The 17,376-nt window shown below is 61.9% G+C and carries 11 protein-coding genes; 7 read left to right on the forward strand and 4 right to left on the reverse strand.

The genetic code is table 11. From position 1 onward, the window contains the following. Both SGJ19_03755 and SGJ19_03760 read right to left on the reverse strand, forming a co-directional pair. The coding region (locus SGJ19_03755; GenBank protein MDZ4779350.1) for a hypothetical protein at positions 1-537 on the reverse strand (537 nt) is incomplete at its 3' end. A 162-nt stretch (positions 538-699) separates the two neighbouring features. Then, positions 700-5,931: a hypothetical protein gene (locus tag SGJ19_03760; GenBank protein MDZ4779351.1), complete on the reverse strand. Its 5,232-nt coding sequence runs from the start codon at positions 5,929-5,931 to the stop codon at positions 700-702. A gap of 359 nt (positions 5,932-6,290) precedes the next feature. Here SGJ19_03760 and SGJ19_03765 point away from each other — a divergent pair, with 359 nt between their 5' ends. From SGJ19_03765 to trpA, 4 genes are all read left to right on the forward strand, one after another. Beyond that, a complete protein-coding gene (locus tag SGJ19_03765; protein MDZ4779352.1) occupies positions 6,291-8,456 on the forward strand; it encodes a tetratricopeptide repeat protein in 2,166 nt (721 codons plus the stop codon). A 126-nt stretch (positions 8,457-8,582) separates the two neighbouring features. Further along, the gene (locus SGJ19_03770; GenBank protein ID MDZ4779353.1) at positions 8,583-10,790 is read left to right on the forward strand and encodes a tetratricopeptide repeat protein; all 2,208 of its coding nucleotides are present in this window, start codon (positions 8,583-8,585) and stop codon (positions 10,788-10,790) included. Positions 10,791-11,100: 310 nt separating this feature from the next. Beyond that, positions 11,101-12,309: a tryptophan synthase subunit beta gene (trpB, locus tag SGJ19_03775; protein ID MDZ4779354.1), complete on the forward strand. Its 1,209-nt coding sequence runs from the start codon at positions 11,101-11,103 to the stop codon at positions 12,307-12,309. Positions 12,310-12,495: 186 nt separating this feature from the next. Then, positions 12,496-13,299, forward strand: a complete 804-nt coding sequence (trpA, locus tag SGJ19_03780) for a tryptophan synthase subunit alpha (GenBank protein MDZ4779355.1) — start codon at positions 12,496-12,498, stop codon at positions 13,297-13,299. Positions 13,300-13,496: 197 nt separating this feature from the next. Here trpA and SGJ19_03785 read toward each other — a convergent pair whose 3' ends face one another. Continuing rightward, positions 13,497-14,195, reverse strand: a complete 699-nt coding sequence (locus tag SGJ19_03785; protein ID MDZ4779356.1) for an RluA family pseudouridine synthase — start codon at positions 14,193-14,195, stop codon at positions 13,497-13,499. Positions 14,196-14,252: 57 nt separating this feature from the next. On the opposite strand from SGJ19_03785, the gene SGJ19_03790 reads away from it, so the two are divergent. Further along, positions 14,253-14,666, forward strand: a complete 414-nt coding sequence (locus SGJ19_03790) for a diacylglycerol kinase (protein MDZ4779357.1) — start codon at positions 14,253-14,255, stop codon at positions 14,664-14,666. A 71-nt stretch (positions 14,667-14,737) separates the two neighbouring features. Here the strand turns inward: SGJ19_03790 and xseA are convergent, their stop codons facing one another. Beyond that, positions 14,738-15,970: an exodeoxyribonuclease VII large subunit gene (gene xseA / locus SGJ19_03795; GenBank protein MDZ4779358.1), complete on the reverse strand. Its 1,233-nt coding sequence runs from the start codon at positions 15,968-15,970 to the stop codon at positions 14,738-14,740. Between the two features lie 122 nt (positions 15,971-16,092). On the opposite strand from xseA, the gene SGJ19_03800 reads away from it, so the two are divergent. Beyond that, positions 16,093-16,662 carry an NADH-quinone oxidoreductase subunit A gene (locus SGJ19_03800; GenBank protein MDZ4779359.1) on the forward strand — a complete coding sequence of 190 codons (570 nt, stop codon included), beginning with the start codon at positions 16,093-16,095 and terminating at the stop codon, positions 16,660-16,662. Between the two features lie 51 nt (positions 16,663-16,713). Beyond that, positions 16,714-17,244 carry an NADH-quinone oxidoreductase subunit C gene (locus SGJ19_03805; GenBank protein ID MDZ4779360.1) on the forward strand — a complete coding sequence of 177 codons (531 nt, stop codon included), beginning with the start codon at positions 16,714-16,716 and terminating at the stop codon, positions 17,242-17,244. Positions 17,245-17,376 lie beyond the last annotated feature (132 nt).

The raw sequence follows: 17,376 nt of genomic DNA on the forward strand, positions 1-17,376 counted from the left end.
GTTATTGCAACCCCGCGTCGCACTCATCTTCTTGAGTCTGACCATCAGCGTCATCCAGCACAGTGGATGATTGACCGTGGCCGCGCTCCACGCACGCAACGATTCAAGAATCGGAGTCGCGAAACGCGCGTCTTCGGCGGAGAGACGGAGTGGGCGACGCAGGACTTCGACGTCGTTGCCCGGTAACAGGCTACTGATAGCGGGAAAGCCTGCCGTCTGGGAAAGATAATCCGACTGCTCGACGAGGTCCGGCTGTTCGCCTTCGTCCCAGGCCAATCGGTGTCCGAAGCAAACGACGCCGATCGTCATTTCCTCTTGGGCCGTGGCGGCGGAGACCGTTGAGAGCAGCGCCGCGCGGGAAGCGGCGAAGCGTGTGGCGGTCGTCCCGGCGCCTGCTTGTTCCAAGGATTCCGCCATGCGCAAGGAGCAATCCAGGACAACGACCACGGCGGCGCCATCAGGTTCCGCGGCATGCGCCAGATTGGCGAAAGCGCAGAGTCCAATGCAGACGGCCCAAGTACTCAATCGACGGCGCATGGCTCGACCTCCAAAACGGAATGTTCGCTCCCTTCGTTTCGGTCGGCATAGTTGATGACTGACTTGACGGGGCCAACGGCGCGCCGGCGCGTTTTACCAGTGCGGGGCAGGCGCGGCACCTGGAGTCTGACGGTGCGCGAATCTGCGCCGGCGCCGACGGGCTCAGTTCGACGCGCCGGAGTGCGTCGGCAGCCGGATGTTCGGGAACGTGGCGAAATTCAGATCGCGATTCGCGACGTTGGAACGCTCAAAATCGAGTTCGCGCAGCTCGATCTCGGCACTTTCGATCGACGTTGTGGCGCTCCCGTCGATGTCAAACGTATGACGCGCGCTACGGATGTCGGGATAGAACTCCCGTTTGATCGACTTGACGTTTTCCGCCGGCAGCGCGACGTCGATGCCAATCCAGGGCACGCCGTTCGACAGACGTTCGGGCGGTAATTGGGTTTCGTCATGCTGTTCCTGGACGACCAATGTCGTCCCCTCGACGTGCGCTTGGAGCGTTACGCCGGGGAAATTTTGAAACGTGGCGGCCTTCTTCAGGTCGGCGATGACGCGCGACGCACGTTTTTCCGACCGTTTGGTGCGCCACCAGATGCGCATCTCCGCCACTTCGACCATGCGCGCCAAAGGGAAGTCCAGCAGGTTCCATTGTAAGACCGCCGCCGACCGCCTTGGCTCGAAGTTAACGTCGTACGCCAGATAGGTGCGTCGGCCGCCGCCGGGCAGCGGCATGTCGAATTCAGCCCAGGCTTCGGCCGGAGGAGGAAGATACCTTGTTTCGTTGGAATCTTGCAGGGAGGCGCGGAAAACCACCTGATCAAGCGTCCCTCGGCCTTGCGCGGAATCGGTTTGGTGGGCGGTGACCAAGACGCCGGCGCTTGTGGTCGTTTCCGGTTCTCCCTCCAACTCGACGTAGCGCCGATGCACCAATTCTTGACCGGCGCCCGAGGGCTGCAGGTACAAATTAATCGCTTCGCTGCGGAGAATCGGGAACGGCTCGCTTGCAACATCGACGTTTTCATCGACGATCTTGGCAACGACCCGTTCGCCAGCCGGGGGAATCGGACTGATCTCCGCCGAGTCATTGATCAGGGTCGTTTCGCTTCGTCGCCCGCCCGCCAGATCAAACACTCGGTAAGACCGCATTCCAATTGCGCGTTTGAGGTGCGCCACTAATTCGTCCGGACGTGCGTCCTTAACAATCACGAACAAGCCGTTCGTTTGCTCTTCGGCCAACCGTACGAGTTCTCGATTGTATGTCTCGCCCTTCTGCAGGGGGAAACCGACGACGTCCAACGTCGGGTTGGCGTAGCCGCGAAACAAAGGTTCCAATTGCGATTCCTCGGGCTGAAACGCCTCTGGGGACAGCACTTGCTCGGTGGATTCAAACGTAATGCGATTGCCGCCGGCATTCTCGTAGAGGAAATTGTTGCCGTCGGTAATCACGATCAGGTGCCGGCGCAGGGGCGACAGCCGATTGCGACGCCGAGCAAGATTCGCTTCTTTCACTGCGTCGTCGTCCTCTTGGAGCGCCCGGGCCAGCGCCTTGAACAGCGGCGTGCTGCCCGTCGGCACGATGTCCGGAGCGCCCAACTTCCTGGTCAACGCGGCGAACGAATCCTTGGTAAGTGGCGCCATATCGTGAATCCGCTGGATATCGTCGTTGGGATGCACAATCGGGAGATTGCGCTCCACGCTATAGGGGCTCAGCCGCGCAAAAAGCGATTCGTCGCTCGACCGACGAGGCACCAATACCTGGTGTCCAAACAGCCACAGTGAAACATGGTTCCGGCCGGACTTCGCGATCGGCGCCAACGCGGTTTCAATCGCATCCTTGGCTAATTCAAGCCGATCGATTCCACCGTCATCCATGCTGTTCGAGCAATCCAAAATAACGGAGAACGCAACGTCGTTCGCCTCCGGATCGATGACCCTCACCCGGGGCTTGTTGTATGCCGGACGCTCGTAGGAAACCGTCAACGGCGCGCCGATCGGTTGGATCGCCTCTTCACTCCGCCAGTAGTGCCCGCGATATAAAATCGTGGCGACCAACTTTTCCGCTTCGTCGCCTGCCACGGGCGTTTCCGATTGCGTCCAAGAGAAGCGGAACGGCAGAGGCTTGCCGTTAGCTGTCGCGACGTCGCGCCCGTTGCGACGCAGGGCGTCTTCGTTGCCGTCGGGAATTAACCCGTCGACGCCGGGAATCCAGACCGCGGCATGGCCTGCCGGAAGCGTCGTCGCAGGCTCTAGGAACTGAACGGAACTGGAAGTGGCGTCGATCAGTCTTGCCGTCAGCTTAGGAACAACGGGCGTGATGCCTTCTTTCGCGGCGGTTACGCGCTGCTGAAGGCTGTTTGTAAGATCAGTCGAACATTTCGCCAGCGCCGAGGTCGCCTCCGACGAGACATTGGCGTCCGCCGACGCCGGACGACGCGCGAACGCTTGCATGGCGTCGACAAGGCCTTTCGAGGCACGTTCAAAATAATGCTGCGTGACTTGCCGGGAATCACCTGCGTTCGCCAGACTTTCGGCGGCGTCGCCCCAGAAATCGTCGAGCAGCCGCTGGCCCTGCCATTCGGCGAACGTCATTTCTCGTAACCAGCCGCGTTCGGCGGACGGTTCTGGAACTGCGCCTTCGCCGAAGGAGTAAGTTGTCAACATCGCCAAGCGCCGAGATTCCTGGTCGATCGCGCGAAGTGCGGTCGATTGTCGGATCGAATCGCCCTCTTGCCAGGCGGACTTAAGTTCCGACGTCAGCGAAAGCGAACTGGCGAGCCGTTCCCGAATCGCTCCACCGCTTGCCACGGGCGACGCTCCGTTGTCGGCGGTGCTCGTGAGCGCCCAGGCGGCGAGGGCCTGCAAGGGTTCGACGTGAATCGCTTTTTCCTTGGGGGCAGGCTTGGCGTCCGCGGTGCGATGGAACAGCGACTTCGCCAAACGGTCGCGCTGCGCGAGAAGTTGACCGCGATTCCCGAAGCCAGGCGTGGGACCAGCCAAGAGGATTTCAGCGCGCCGCAGGTCAATGGCGTTGATTCGCTCGCCAATTCTGTCGACTTCGCTGAGCTCGCGCTTGTACTCTCCTTTCAACTCGTTATACGTCCGACGGGGTTCTAGTACCGCGCTCTCCACGTTCTTGAGCGCGACGGCGAAATCGGATCCATCGGCCGGGGCCGATGATGCGCCCGAAAAAAGCTGTTCGGGACTGTCGAACATGTTCGCCAATTGTTCGAGCTGACCGAAGAACTTTCGCGTTTCGTCGGCTTTGAGAAGCAATGCAGCACCATAGCGCGTGCGGCGGACCTGCCACGAAAGCAGCGACGGCGATTCGGCGACGGCCTCGTCCCAGAAACTCTGCGCGCTGTCGAGCTTGGCGGCTAGATTCCGCAACGCCGCATACTCTTTGACGAGTTTGTCCGCCGTTTCGCGTAACCCGGCGGCTTGGTTGGGGGCTCCGATCAACGCCTGGTCTTCGAAATCGCGACGTCGCCGTTCAATCGCTTCGAGCCGCTGAGACAGCACGCCGAAAGCGCCGAGATTGAGCGGCTGTGCAGCCCCCCGGTCTGCATCAAGCTGCGCGAGCATCGTCGCGGCCTGCTCGCTGGCGTCGCGGACCTGTCCCAGGGACATCACGAGCGCCGAATTGCGTTCCCAGAGTTGCTCGTCGAAATCGCGGAGCAACAGGCGCATCCATTGCAGTTCCGCGAGGGTCGCGTCACCGCCGGCGCTTTTCGTCGGCAGTAGCGTGTCCAGCACGCGCTCGACGCCGGCCTTGGTCCGCTGGCCATCGCAAAACCAGCGCCATGCCACAGCGGTTTTGATTGCGACGCTGGGCTCTTCCTTCAGCTTCCGTTCTTCCTTGGCCGACGCCGGATCGGCGGGCGCTGCCGCTGATGCGGCGCTGCCGCTATTCTCCTGCGCGGACGCTGCGGCGTCGGCGGGAGCTGCCGGCGCCGTGGCCGCGACGGGCGCGGTCGGACCGGCGGCAATGTCGCTGAGCTGTTTGGAATAGCTGGCGAATTGTTCGTTCGTCAGCAGCGCCAGTGCCTTGGGGGAGAATCGCGTCGCCCATGACAAGCTCAACTCGAGATTGGCCAACGGGCTTTCTGCCGCCTCGGTGCCATAACTCCAGGCCTTCGCGCGATTTAACAGCGCTCGTGCCGACTCAATTTTCGCAAATGCGGGGTCTTTTACGGCGCCGGCATAGGCCTGGCCCGCTGCTTGCAGTTGCTCTACGCGCCACAGATCACGGCGGCGCGATTCCCAGGCCAGCGGCCGCGCGCGGCGGAAGCCGTTCTCGCTGGGATTCGCAAATGCCGTTTGAAAAACTTCCAGGGCCTTCGCAACGTCGCGACGGTCTACTGCGAGGGCCGTGGGCTCCGGAGGCTGATAGTTCGGTACGCACGAGGCGACAACGCGGTCGTCCTCTTTCCCTTTGGATTGCCAAAGCTCCGGTGTCTGACGAACCTCTTCGCCCAACTGGCCGCGCACGCGACGATCGACGTTCGATTCCACATAGGCGCGCAGTTCCTGGAGTTCGACTTGCTTATCGCCATCGGCGTCCGCCGCGCCGCGCAATCCGTTGTCGAAGTAGTAGCCGAAGAGGGAACGTCCCAGTTCAGGGAAGCTCCAGGCGAGTTGCCCGACGCCGGTGGAATTCAGCACGCTAAGATGCGGCCGCTCGCCGCTCTGAACTTCGTCTCGGGCAACTTTCGCAAAGTCGTTTTGCAAGATGCCCAACTCCCAGACGGCGTCGATGCGGTTGGCATCGAGCGCCAGCAGAACGTGCGTTTCTTGTTTGACCGCCTCTTCCTCCAAGGCGCCGAGCACCTTCGCCAGCGGCAACCAGTACTTGGTGTCGGCCCATGCGGCGCCTTTGCGAGTGGCGTCGGGAAGCAACAGGCAAGGCTGAGGCTTGCCGGCGACGCCGTCGTTCACGACACCGTGCATGCTGAGGTAAATGACGACGAGATCGTGCGAGTCGCGCTTCGCAGCGGCAGCCACGGCCTCGCGGAGCGACGCCAGCCAGGCGTCGTGAATCGCCTCCGGCTTGGTATTCAGCGCGGCCGTTGGCGGTGAGGTCATCGCCAGCGGATTCAAGAACGAGCGTGCTCCCGCTTCCTGCAGGGCTTCGCAGTCCTCGTAGGCCCAGGCGTTGGGAGGAAGCGGCGCTTCATAGTCGACGGCGTAATAGGTAATGACCGGCGTAGTTCCCCAAACCCTGAATTCAAGCGCGAGGCCGACGCCGATGACCGCCAGGGCGGCGAACGTCGCCGCCAGCTTCTTGAACAACCTGATGCGGGCCTGCCGGGCATGGCGGCCCGTGGCCTTGGGACGCGGTTCGGCGCGCCAGCGCTGACCCCCGCCCCCCATGCCGAGGACCGACTGTGTCATCTCCCGCCAGGAAGCGCGTTTCCGCGCGGGGGGCTCGCGGCCCGAGTCGTCTGGGGAACGCCAGGAGGGATTCTTACCGGCCATATTTGGATCACCCGAACGCCATCATATCCGTGTCTGCCAACGCTTTGCGCATTGGAGCAAAGGCGCAATCCAGTTACAAGAATGAGACTGTCGCCCCATCCCAAACAAGCGGAAACCGGGGGTGTTTTGTTTCCTGCTCGTGGAATAATCCGGTAACACGACGCGCCATTCGGCGGAAATCAATATGACCTCGACGCGGTTGTCCTGAATTCTCTATACTCCCGCCGCAATATTCCCCGTCGGATTCGTCTGCGTCACTCATGGAGGACGACGCAATGTGTCGCTTAGCGCCGTGGTCCTGGCTGTCATTCACTCTGGCGATCTCTTTGGCGCTCACGCCTTGCCGCGCCGCTGATCCCGCGCCGCCGGCGTCGGAATCTGAACCTGCGCCCCCGGTCGAACCGCTATTCGGCGGGCCGCCAGTTGCTGCGCCGGACGATGAGGCGATTCCGGCAGTGGCCGAGAAGGATGCATTAGACGCCGCCGGCGATGAAGAGCCGACGGAAGCAGGCGTGGCCGAGATCGGCGAGATCGACCCCGTAAATTTCGAAGCGCCCGTCGACGAGGACGAGGAGAACGACGAAGAAGACGCGATGGAAGGTGAAGCCGAGGAGGCGGCAGCCGAAGCAGCCGCTGCGGCAGAGTCCGAGGAAGAAGTAACACCAGCGCGGGTAAAGAAATCCCCTGTTGCCGAGAAGACCCCCGCACCGGAACCGCTCGTCGCGCACCCCGCGGACGCGAACCCGGCGGTGGAAAAGGAAGTCGAAACCGCGAGCTTTAACGGCGTCCGCCCCGGCGTGACGACGATTGACGAGGTGCGTTCGAACTGGGGCGAGCCGCTCCAAACGTTCGAGGATCGTGGCACGGTCCATCAAATTTACTCCCTGGAACCTTTCAAGGAGATCGACGTCAGCTATGCCGACAAGACGGTCGCGGCGGTGGTGATCTTCATGGATCAATCATTCTCCGCGCCGCAACTGGCGGAACAGTTAGGGCTTGAAAAGGTGCAGGCGGTGATTGTTCCCGACGCCAAGGGAAACTGGCTCGGCCAGGCCTATCCGGAACGGGGCGTAATGTTCGGCTTCGATCCCGAACATGCCAAGGAAAAGCAAGTCGCACAGATCGTGCTGGAACCGGTCGACGCCCTGCCGTTTCTGCTTCGCGCCGAAGTGCGCATGCAGCGCGATTACACGGCGGCGCTGAAGGACCTCGATTACGCCGTCCAGTTCGATGCCACGAATGCCCGGGCGCACGCGCTGCGTGCGCAGGCTCTGTTGGCGATGATGCGCTGGGATGACGCTCGCAAAGCCATCGATGAAGCCGTCGCGCTCGACGTGAAGAGCCCGCTACATCGCTTAACGCGCGTGGAAATTCTGCGTAACCAAGGAGATTTTGCCGAGGCGATCAACGAATCGCGCAAGCTGATTTCCGCTGCCGAGGGCAAACCGGAAATCGTTGCGCCGGCCCTCGTGGAACTGGCGCGAGCCGTGGCCGAAGGTCCAGATCGGGACTATCGCCGGGCGGCCGACTATTCGCTAGAAGCGATCAAGTTGACGGAACCGCTGTTGAAAAGTGAATTGCCGCGCACGCGCCGTGCCGCACGCATCGTGGCGGTCGACGCGCACTTGGAATTAGCCGTGGCAATTTCCTGGGGCTTCTGGCGTCAGAAGGAAAAGACGGCGCCGAAGTGGCTCGATCGCGCTGCGACGCTGGCCGATCAACTGGCCACCGAAGATGAAGCTGGCGAGGAATATCGCTTGCGCGTGGCCTCGAAGGCCTTGGCCGCGAGTGTCGGTTTGAAGGGCGCCATCGATCCCACGCCCTGGGTGAAGGCGCTGCAAACCGCGGGCGGCAAGCAACTCGAAGCCACGAACGATCCGATTCGTCGCCGGCAGCTGGAATGGCAGGTCGGACTGGCGCTGTACGATGCGATGCAGGCGTACCATCAATTGGAAGCGTTCAAGCAGGCGCTGGAAGTCGGCACGCTGGCGTCGTCCGCGTTGGAACACGTCCGGGAAGAACGGCAGGCGCTGTCGAGCGACGCGTATTTAATGGGACGCCTTTATTTCCGGCTGGGCACGTTGTATGTCGCGCAGAACGAGCAACACGAACAGGCCGTCGTTTGGTTCGAGAAGGCGCAACCGCTGATCGAGCAGGCCTTGCCGGCCTCGCTTCAGGCCGACGTCGGCCGCCAAGGCGAAACGATGGTCAGCATGGCGGTCTCGTTCTGGTCCGTCGAACAGCAAGAGAAGGCGATGGCCCTGACCACCGCCGGCGCGAAGCTCATGGAAAAAGCCGTCGACGAAGGCGTGCTCGAAGCCACGGCGTTGCAGGTCCCTTATAACAATCTCGCCACGATGCACCGCTTCCTCGGTGACGACAAGGCCGCCGAAAAATTCACGGAACTGGCGGAACGCTCCACCGGAACGGAACTGAAATGATCCCGCGGCGCTGCCGTTGCGTCTCGCGAACGCAATAGCCGGTCGCCTCCCCCCGGGCTACAATGCAACCTGTCAAACTTTGCGGGTTATGCGGTTGCGGACAGGTCGTTCGCCGGAGGGGGTGCGATGGTGGCAAAGTATTCATGGGTCGCTGCGGTGGCGTTCGGACTCACGAGCGCGGCGATCTGCCTGGCCGATGAACCGGCCGTACCGGTGCAGTTGGCCGAACGCATCCTGGTCCCGGGCAATTCGGAGATCGACGACCCGTTGGAGCCCTTGGTGCCGCGCGCGCCGCGGACCGAAGAGGAACTGGATCGCATCGACGCCATGGCCCTCTTTGCCGCGGCTCGGACGGCGGAGGATCAGGGGGACGAGCGCCAGGCATTGCGGCTCTATCAGCGCGCTTATCGGCGCGATCCTGAGTCCGTCGCCGCATTGAAGCAAATCGTGCCACTGGCGTTTCAGTTGCAGCAAACCGACAGCGCGTTCCGGTACACCGTGAAGCTGGCCGAGCGGGGCGAGCCGGACTTGCAACTTTTGCGGCAGCTCGGCGAATACCTCGCCGTGCAAGGGGGCGACGATACGTCGGCCATTCGGCTGTTGGAGAAGGCCGTCGAAGTCTCCGCCAAGGCGGAAAACCCCGGCGAGCAGTATCTGCATCTCGCCCGCTTGGTGCGGGTCTATCATCGCGCCGGCGACAATGCCAAAGCGGCGGCGGCCCTGGTGCGGGTGGAAGACGCGTTAGCGGCGCGGAAGGAACATCAGCTTGACGACGAAACCGTCGAAGCAATCCTCGGCGAACCGGATCGATCGGAGGAAATGTTCGGCGAGATTTACCTCGCCGCCGGACAATTCGAACGCGCCCGGACAGCCTTCGAACGGGCTTACGCCGCGAATGAGGACGAACCGTCGCGCGCGTTCCGCGCGGCGCAGATCGCCTTCCAAGAGAAAAACGACGAAGAGGCGCTGCGGCAACTCGACCAGTACTTCGCCGCGAAAGTGTCTACGCGTCATGCGGCGCCGTACCGACTGCTGAACGAAGTCTACAAGCGGCAGGAACGCGCCGCGGAACAAATTTCCAAACTTGAAGGTCTACACGCGGCTAACCCAACCGACGAAGCGCTGAGCGAATATCTGGCCGAGCAGTATCTGGCCGCGCAATCCTGGGAACCGGCCGAGAAACTGCTGAGCGAGTTGTTCGCCGGCAAAGACTTCTATGGACCGGCCGCCGGCTTGATTGAGGTTTATCGCGAGACAAAGCGGACCGAAAAGCTACTGAATGTGCTCGCCAAGGTGTCTGCCAGCGAGCCAGGGCTAGAAATGCTGAGCAAGCGGGTCGCGGATTTGGCGGCCGCGCCAGAAACGATGGACGGACTAATTCTCGCGGCCCGCGCGCGGGTGAATTCCGTCGATCAACCGCTCGATTTCGGCGGTGCTTACGCCGTCGCCACGTTGGGTTTGGAAGCCAAGCGGATGGAGATCGCGCAAGAGTTTTTCGAGCAGGCCATCGCGCTGGCGGCGGAACGTCAAGGCGAAGTGGCGCTCACCTGGGGCCTCGGACTGATGATGGCCGAGGACTATGCCGGTGCCGTGAAAGTGCTGCAACGTGGCATCGACGATCGCCTGTTGCCGGACGGCAACCCGGCGTTCCACTATTACCTCTCAGGCGCCTTGGAGATGAGCGGCGAGACGGAGAAGGCGCTCGAAGCGGCGCGGGAAGCCGCGAAATCTGCCGAACTCGATCCGCGCCTGGCGGTGCGCGAGCCGTGGATTCTGTACCACGCGAAAAGGTACGACGAAGCGCTCGCCAAGTACTCGGCGCTGATTGAGTCCGCCGACGACGAACATGGTTCATCGTCCATTCGCGATATCGTCCGCGACGCCCGGCTTGCCATTTCGAACGTGCATGTAATCCAAAAAGATTTTCCGGCTGCCGAGGAATCCTTAGAGCAGGTGCTCGACGAGTTCCCGGACGACGTGGGGGCCTCGAACGACCTGGGATACCTCTGGGCCGATCAAGGAAAGCGGTTGCCGCAATCGCTGGCCATGCTGCAACACGCCGTCTCCAAAGCCCCGGAGAACGCGGCCTACCGGGACAGCCTCGGCTGGGTTTTGCATCGGCTCGGCCGAAATGAGGAAGCTCTCGTGGAAATCGACCTTTCGGCGAAGGAAAAAGACGCCGACGGCGTGATCCTCGACCACCTCGGCGATGTCCATCAAGCGCTGGGACACGCGGATCAGGCGAAAGAAGCCTGGACCAAGGCCGTCGCGGCGTTCGAGCGGGACAAGGAATTGGAGCAGGCGGAGACGGTTAGGAAGAAGCTGACGCCTTGATTTGCAGGAGGCATCTTCGCCCCCAAAGTTTTGTTCGCTCGGCTTTCAAGCATGGACGAGTAGGTCAGCCAAAAGGCGCCCGAAGCGATCGCACCACATCAAACCATCCAGGTGATCGAAGAATCGTTGCTACTTAAAGGGATTGCCTGACGCATGGCTGCGATCTAGGAGTATCAGGCAATCACGCGGACACGCGTCACGGGGCCTGATGTCTGAATCCACCGATTTGCACGATCGTTTGTGACAAAGTTTGCCTGACCTACAAAGCTGGTTGCATTCCCCTTTGCATCAACAAAACTTCATTGAGAATATGACGAACGCCACCACGCTTGTTCCTGATGCCCGCGGCCGTTTCGGTCCTTTTGGCGGGCGCTATGTGCCCGAGACGCTGACTCGCGCGCTGGACGAATTGACCGTCGAGTACGAACGCGCTCAGGCCGATCCGGCGTTTCAAGCCGAACTCAGCGACCTGCTCAAAAACTTTGTCGGGCGTCCCTCGCCGCTCTATCACGCCAAGCGGTTGAGCGCCCATTGCGGCGGCGCCCAGATTTTCCTCAAGCGCGAGGATTTGAATCACACCGGCGCGCACAAAATCAACAACACCGTCGGCCAGACGCTGCTCACGTTGCGGATGGGCAAGAAACGGGTGATCGCCGAGACCGGCGCCGGGCAGCATGGCGTGGCCACCGCGACGGCCTGCGCTCATTTCGGTCTGGATTGCGTTGTCTACATGGGCGAAGAGGATATTCGCCGCCAGAAGCCGAACGTGTTCAGCATGCGATTGCTCGGCGCGGAAGTGCGACCAGTCACGAGCGGTTCACGCACCTTGCGCGACGCCATCAACGAGGCGATGCGGGATTGGATGTCGAGCGTCGAATCGACGCATTACATCATCGGATCCGTCGTCGGACCGCATCCGTTCCCGCGGATCGTGCGCGATTTCCAATCCGTGATCGGGCGCGAGACGATCGCCCAGTGCCGCGAGCAACTTGGACGCCTGCCGTCGATCGCCGTGGCGTCGGTCGGTGGCGGCAGCAACGCGGCGGGGATGTTCTATCCGTTTGTGGATTTGCCCGACGTGGAGTTGCTCGGCGTGGAAGCCGGCGGACGCTCCTCGCAACCGGGCGACCATGCCTCGCCGTTGTCGTTCGGTCAGCCGGGCGTGTTGCATGGCAGTTTCAGCTATGTGATGCAAGACGACGACGGCCAGACCTGCGACGTGCATTCCGTCTCCGCGGGCTTGGACTATCCCGGTGTCGGTCCGGAGCACAGCTACTGGAAAGACAGCGGCCGCGTCCGCTACACCTATTGTCGCGATGACGAGGCGCTCGAAGCGTTCAACCTGCTGGCCCGGAACGAAGGCATTCTGCCGGCACTGGAAAGCTCGCATGCTTTAGCGAAGGGCATGGAAGTCGCCCGGCAACGCAACAAGGATGACGTGGTCGTGGTCTGCCTCTCCGGCCGCGGCGACAAAGACGCGTTCGAGATTGCCCGGCTCCGCGGTGTGGAGATGGGGTGAGAATTGGAATGACGAATTCCTAAATCTGAATGACGAATCAAATCCGAATGCGTCAATGACGAACGAGTTAGAAGTAAACTGAATCGTTCGTCATTCAGACATTTGAATTTGATTCGTCATTCAGATTTAGAAATTCGACATTCGCGCCTCTGTGTACAAGACAATCGATTTCTTCATCAGCCCATCATGTCTCAGATCGACCAGTTGTTTGCCAAGTTACGCGGCGCGAAGCAAAAGGCGTTCATGCCGTTTGTGACGGCTGGCGATCCGGATTTGTCCTTTACTTCCGAACTGCTCGACGAGTTGGCGCGGCGCGGGAGTCATCTTTGCGAGTTGGGGATTCCGTATAGCGACCCCATCGCCGACGGCCCGGTGATTCAGGCTTCGTATACCCGCGCGTTGGCCGGTCGCGTGAAGCTCCCGCAAATCCTGGAGATGCTCTCCGGAGTAGCGCCGCGCATCACGGCGCCGGTCGTGACGATGGTCAGCTATGCGATCATCTACCGCCACGGTCTGGAGAAATACGTCGTCGCGGCGAAAGCGGCCGGGTCGGCCGGTGCGATTGTGCCGGACTTGCTCGTCGATGAAGCCGCGGAACTGTCGACGATTTGCCGGAAGCACGATTTCAGCCTCGTGCAACTCGTGACGCCGACGACGCCGCGCGAGCGCGCGTTGCGGATCGCCGAAACCTCGACCGGCTTCATCTACTACGTCTCCGTCACCGGCATCACCGGCGAGCGCACGCAATTGCCGCCGGAGCTACTGGAAAACGTCGCCTGGCTGCGCGGGCAAACGCCTTTGCCGGTCTGTATTGGTTTCGGCATCAGCACGCCAGCGCACGTGAAACTCCTGGCCCCAGTCGCTGACGGCCTGATCGTGGGCTCTGCCATCGTCCGCCGCGCCGCCGAAGCGGCGACACGCCCACGTGCGGACGTACTGCGCGAGATTGGCGGCTATGTAAGCGAACTCCTCGCGGCGCTGAATCCATAATTCGCGTAGGGCGGGCCGCCGTACAAATCTCGGCGGAGTTTGTCTCCCGTAGCTGCGCTATAATGAATCAACGCCGACGCAAGCCCGAGCGAGACCCGCCGGTTGCGCGATGGCGGGCCTTACGTCTAATTGGCAATTCGCGAGCGCGCTTGCGTCGCGGTCGAATTGACCACGATTTTTCACTCGCGCGGCCCGCCCTACGGAAGTGTGGTTTCAGAGAGCGGAATACCTAGCCGTTCCCAACTGGCCGGCAGCGGCGCGACGATCTCGACTGGTTCGCGGCGCGTTGGATGTTCAATCACCAGCTTGCGGGCGTGTAGGGCGATGCCAGAGCCGAACGTGCGATGCGAGTCGTACTTGCGATCGCCGAGGACCGGCCAGCCACGCTCAGCTAATTGCACGCGGATTTGGTGCTTGCGGCCGGTTTCGAGCATGATCTCCAGGAGTGTGCCCGCCCCGAGGACTTGCAGGCGGCGAAAGCTCAGCCGTGCTTCGAGCGCGCCGCCGATGTGCTGTGGCACGACCTTCATGCAATGCGCGGCTTCGTCCTTAAGCACCCAATCCAAGCATTCACCAGAAGGCGGCACGCTAGACCCTTCGACGATCGCCCAGTACGTTTTTTCGACGTCGCGCGTGCGGAATTGCTCGCTGAGCCGCGCCGCCGCCTTCGAAGTTCGGGCGAACAACGTGACGCCGGTCACGAGTGCATCAAGCCGGCTGACGACGCCGAGATAGACCTCGCCCGGCTTTTGGTATCTGCGCTTAATGTATTGCTTGGCCAGCTCGAACAGACTGGGCTCGCCCGCCGCCGCGCCCATCGTCGCCAGGCCAGCCGGTTTATTCACCGCCAGCAGGTGATTGTCCTCATACAGCACCTCCAGCGTCGGGGCGTTCATGGAGATATGTTACCATACGCCGGTCCCTTCGCCGGATGGACAACGAGCAAACCTTTGATGCCGTCCCCGTTCCAAAAACCGCCGTTCACCTGGCGCCGCAAATTTGGCTATGCCTTCCGCGGCTTGGCCGTCGGCGTGCGCGGGGAGCGCAGCTTTATTGTCCATTTCACGGCGGCCATCGCCGTGATTGTTGCGGCGGGTCTGCTCGGCTGCACGCTCGTGGAATGGTGCGTCTTGTTCATCGCAATCGGCGGCGTGCTCACCGCAGAAGTCTTCAATCGAGCGATAGAGCGCCTCGCCAGTGCGATTACGTCCGACGAAAACGCGGACATCCGCGACGCCCTCGATATCGCCGCCGGGGCCGTGTTGATGGCCTCCGCGACGAGCGTGGTGGTTGGCCTGGCGGTGCTTGGGTACCGAGTCTGGCTATTGTCGCTGACGTACAGCGTCTTCTGTGGCCGAGGTCTGTGACCTCGGGGAGTTGGCGCGAGTCGACAAATTGGCGCAGTTGTGGACGGTGCTGCCGAGGTCACAGACCTCGGCTATAGAAGGTTCTCCACGCGGGACACCGCCTCACCTTGCCCTAACCGGGTGCGAATGCGATCGCCCGGCTGCAGTTCACCAGCATCGCGAATCAAATGGCCGTTGGCTTCGCGGAAGGTGAGGCTGTAACCGCGCCCCAGGACGCCGAGCGGACTTAAGGATTCCAGCCTGGCCGCCGTGGAGGAGATTTGCCGGCGACCATCCGCGAGCTTTTGCCGAGTCGCCCGCGCGGCGCGGGCGTCCAGTTCATCCAGGCGTTGTTCCGATTGTTGCAACGTCGCGAACGGTCGGCGGAAAATCCGGCGCGCCGCGAGCGACTCCAGCCGCAGCCTTGCGCTCGTGGCCCGCGAACGGAGTTGCGTGAGCAGCCGTTGAGCGTGCTGCCCCAGGGTTTGTCGCAATTCATCGGCGCTGGGCACGACGCGCTCGGCCGCTTCGCTAGGCGTGAGCGCGCGAACGTCGGCAACGAGATCCGCGAGCGTGACGTCGATTTCATGCCCGATCGCGGAGACGACCGGAATCCGCGAGGCGTGAATCGCTCGCACGACGATTTCTTCGTTGAACGCCCAGAGGTCTTCCAAACTGCCGCCGCCGCGGGCGACGACCAATACGTCGATGTCGGATTGTATCGCATTGAGCTGGCGAATCGCCGCGGCCACTTCCTTGCCGGCGCCGTCGCCTTGCACGCGGACCGGCGCGAGGAGCACGTCCGCGCCCAGCCAGCGGCGCTTGAGCACCTGCAGAAAATCGCGCACCGCCGCGCCGGTCGGACTCGTGATTAGGCCGATCCGCCGAGGAAACCGTGGCAACGGGCGTTTGCGCGCCGGATCGAACAAGCCTTCCGCCGATAACTTCTCGCGCAACTTGCGTAGCGCCAATTCGAGCGCGCCGATTCCCTTGGGCTGCAGTTGATCGATGACCAGTTGATAGCTACCGCGCGGGGCGTAGAGGTCGACGGCCCCGTGGCAGATCACTTCCAGGCCGTCGTGAAGATCGAATCGCAACCGCTGGGCCGCGTTACGCCAGATCACGGCCCGCATTTGCGCCCCGTCGTCCTTGAGCGTGAAGTAGCAATGTCCGGAGGAGGGCCGGGAAAAATTGGAGATCTCCCCCACGACCCAGACGGCCGGAAAAGCGCCTTCCAGGAGGTCCTTCACCATGCCAGTGAACTGGGAAACCGTGAGGGCCCGTTCGGAAGCGGAATCGTGCGAGTTTTCCAGTTCATACGCCATCAGGGCATTCTATCGTCAGACGCACCGCTTGAAATGTCCCCCACTCCCATTAGAATCTGGGCTTACGGATTCGGGGCCGTCCATATCGCAAGGTCGCCCTGGGACTCAGGTTGGAAGCACGCATGTCTCCCACATCGATCGTCGCCTATCTGGCCTTGTTCGTGGCCGTCGGCGGAGTGTTCCTGTTTGCCAATATGCTGGTCGGCAAGTTCCTGCGGCCGGATAATCCCTCGCCGGAGAAGCAGGAAGTCTACGAGTGCGGCGAACCGACGATCGGTTCCGCGTTCGTGCAATTCGACCTGCGGTTCTACGTCGTCGCGCTGTTGTTCATCATCTTCGACGTCGAAGTCGCGTTCTTCTTTCCCTGGGCGGTGGTTTTCGGGAAATCGACGCAGCTCCTCAACGGCGATCCTTCCCCCGCCGCGGTGTCGCAAACGCTGACGGAACTGGGCGTGCCTGTCGCCGTGCAAGGCGACGTGACGGAGCAAGTCGCCCGCAACACCGGTTACTGGCTGTCCTGGATGTCGCTGGGCGATATCCTCGTCTTCTTCGCGGTGCTGCTGGTGGGCTTCGCTTATGTCTGGCGTCGTGGCGACCTCGACTGGGTTCGTGCCGTCAGCAAGGAGCGGGCCACCGGAACCGGACGCCCTCGCTTGGCAGAGTTGGACGAAGGGCCGGTCCTCGCCGCTTAGCGTGACGGGTCATCGTCGTGTCACTCCTATTCACCCGAGCGGTATTGCTTCATGTCCGGTCAAGCGTTTGTTGAGCGGTTGCAGAAGAAGTTTGGCGGCCTGATCGTCGGCTCGCAGTTGGAAGCGCTCGATCCCTGGATCGAAGTCGCGCCCGCGGGCATCGTGCCGGTTTGCACCTACCTGCGCGATGAGAAAGATCTCAACTTCAACTTCCTCAATTGCATTACCGTTGTCGACTACTGCGAGCCGGACGCCAAAAAGTCGGCCAAAGTCACTTGGCAGCCGCATCTCGAACTGGTTTACCACCTGTCGAGCGTACCGAATCGCCGCAGCCTCGTTGTCAAAGTGAACTTGCCGCGCTGGAAGAATGACACACCGGGTGAACTGCCCGAAATCGACTCGGTCGCCTCCGTCTGGAACACCGCCGATTGGCACGAACGCGAAGTTTACGACCTGAGCGGCGTCTTCTTCACGGGCCACCCGAATCTCCGCCGCATCCTCTGCCCCGAAGACTGGGTCGGCCACCCACTCCGCAAGGACTACGAGATGCCGCTCGAATACCACGGCATCCGCGGCCGGTAGCGCCACTGACGCACGACGTTGTCGCTTAGGACAGTCCCCTTTCGCTCCTAGGCTGTGAATCTATGGCGAAAGCGAGTTTGGGTTGATCTGCGGAAAGAGTTTTGTTGTTCTTGGGCGGTGATTTGCGTGAGA

Source organism: Planctomycetia bacterium, assembly GCA_034440135.1.
GTDB lineage: Bacteria > Planctomycetota > Planctomycetia > Pirellulales > JALHLM01 > JALHLM01.

Bases quoted from the DNA above. Each gene is read 5' to 3' on its own strand.
- SGJ19_03760 (MDZ4779351.1), bottom strand. From the start codon at position 5,931: ATGACACAGTCGGTCCTCGGCATGGGGGGCGGGGGTCAGCGCTGGCGC.
- SGJ19_03765 (MDZ4779352.1), top strand. From the start codon at position 6,291: ATGTGTCGCTTAGCGCCGTGGTCCTGGCTGTCATTCACTCTGGCGATC.
- SGJ19_03770 (MDZ4779353.1), top strand. From the start codon at position 8,583: ATGGTGGCAAAGTATTCATGGGTCGCTGCGGTGGCGTTCGGACTCACG.
- trpB (MDZ4779354.1), top strand. From the start codon at position 11,101: ATGACGAACGCCACCACGCTTGTTCCTGATGCCCGCGGCCGTTTCGGT.
- trpA (MDZ4779355.1), top strand. From the start codon at position 12,496: ATGTCTCAGATCGACCAGTTGTTTGCCAAGTTACGCGGCGCGAAGCAA.
- SGJ19_03785 (MDZ4779356.1), bottom strand. From the start codon at position 14,195: ATGAACGCCCCGACGCTGGAGGTGCTGTATGAGGACAATCACCTGCTG.
- SGJ19_03790 (MDZ4779357.1), top strand. From the start codon at position 14,253: ATGCCGTCCCCGTTCCAAAAACCGCCGTTCACCTGGCGCCGCAAATTT.
- xseA (MDZ4779358.1), bottom strand. From the start codon at position 15,970: ATGGCGTATGAACTGGAAAACTCGCACGATTCCGCTTCCGAACGGGCC.
- SGJ19_03800 (MDZ4779359.1), top strand. From the start codon at position 16,093: ATGTCTCCCACATCGATCGTCGCCTATCTGGCCTTGTTCGTGGCCGTC.
- SGJ19_03805 (MDZ4779360.1), top strand. From the start codon at position 16,714: ATGTCCGGTCAAGCGTTTGTTGAGCGGTTGCAGAAGAAGTTTGGCGGC.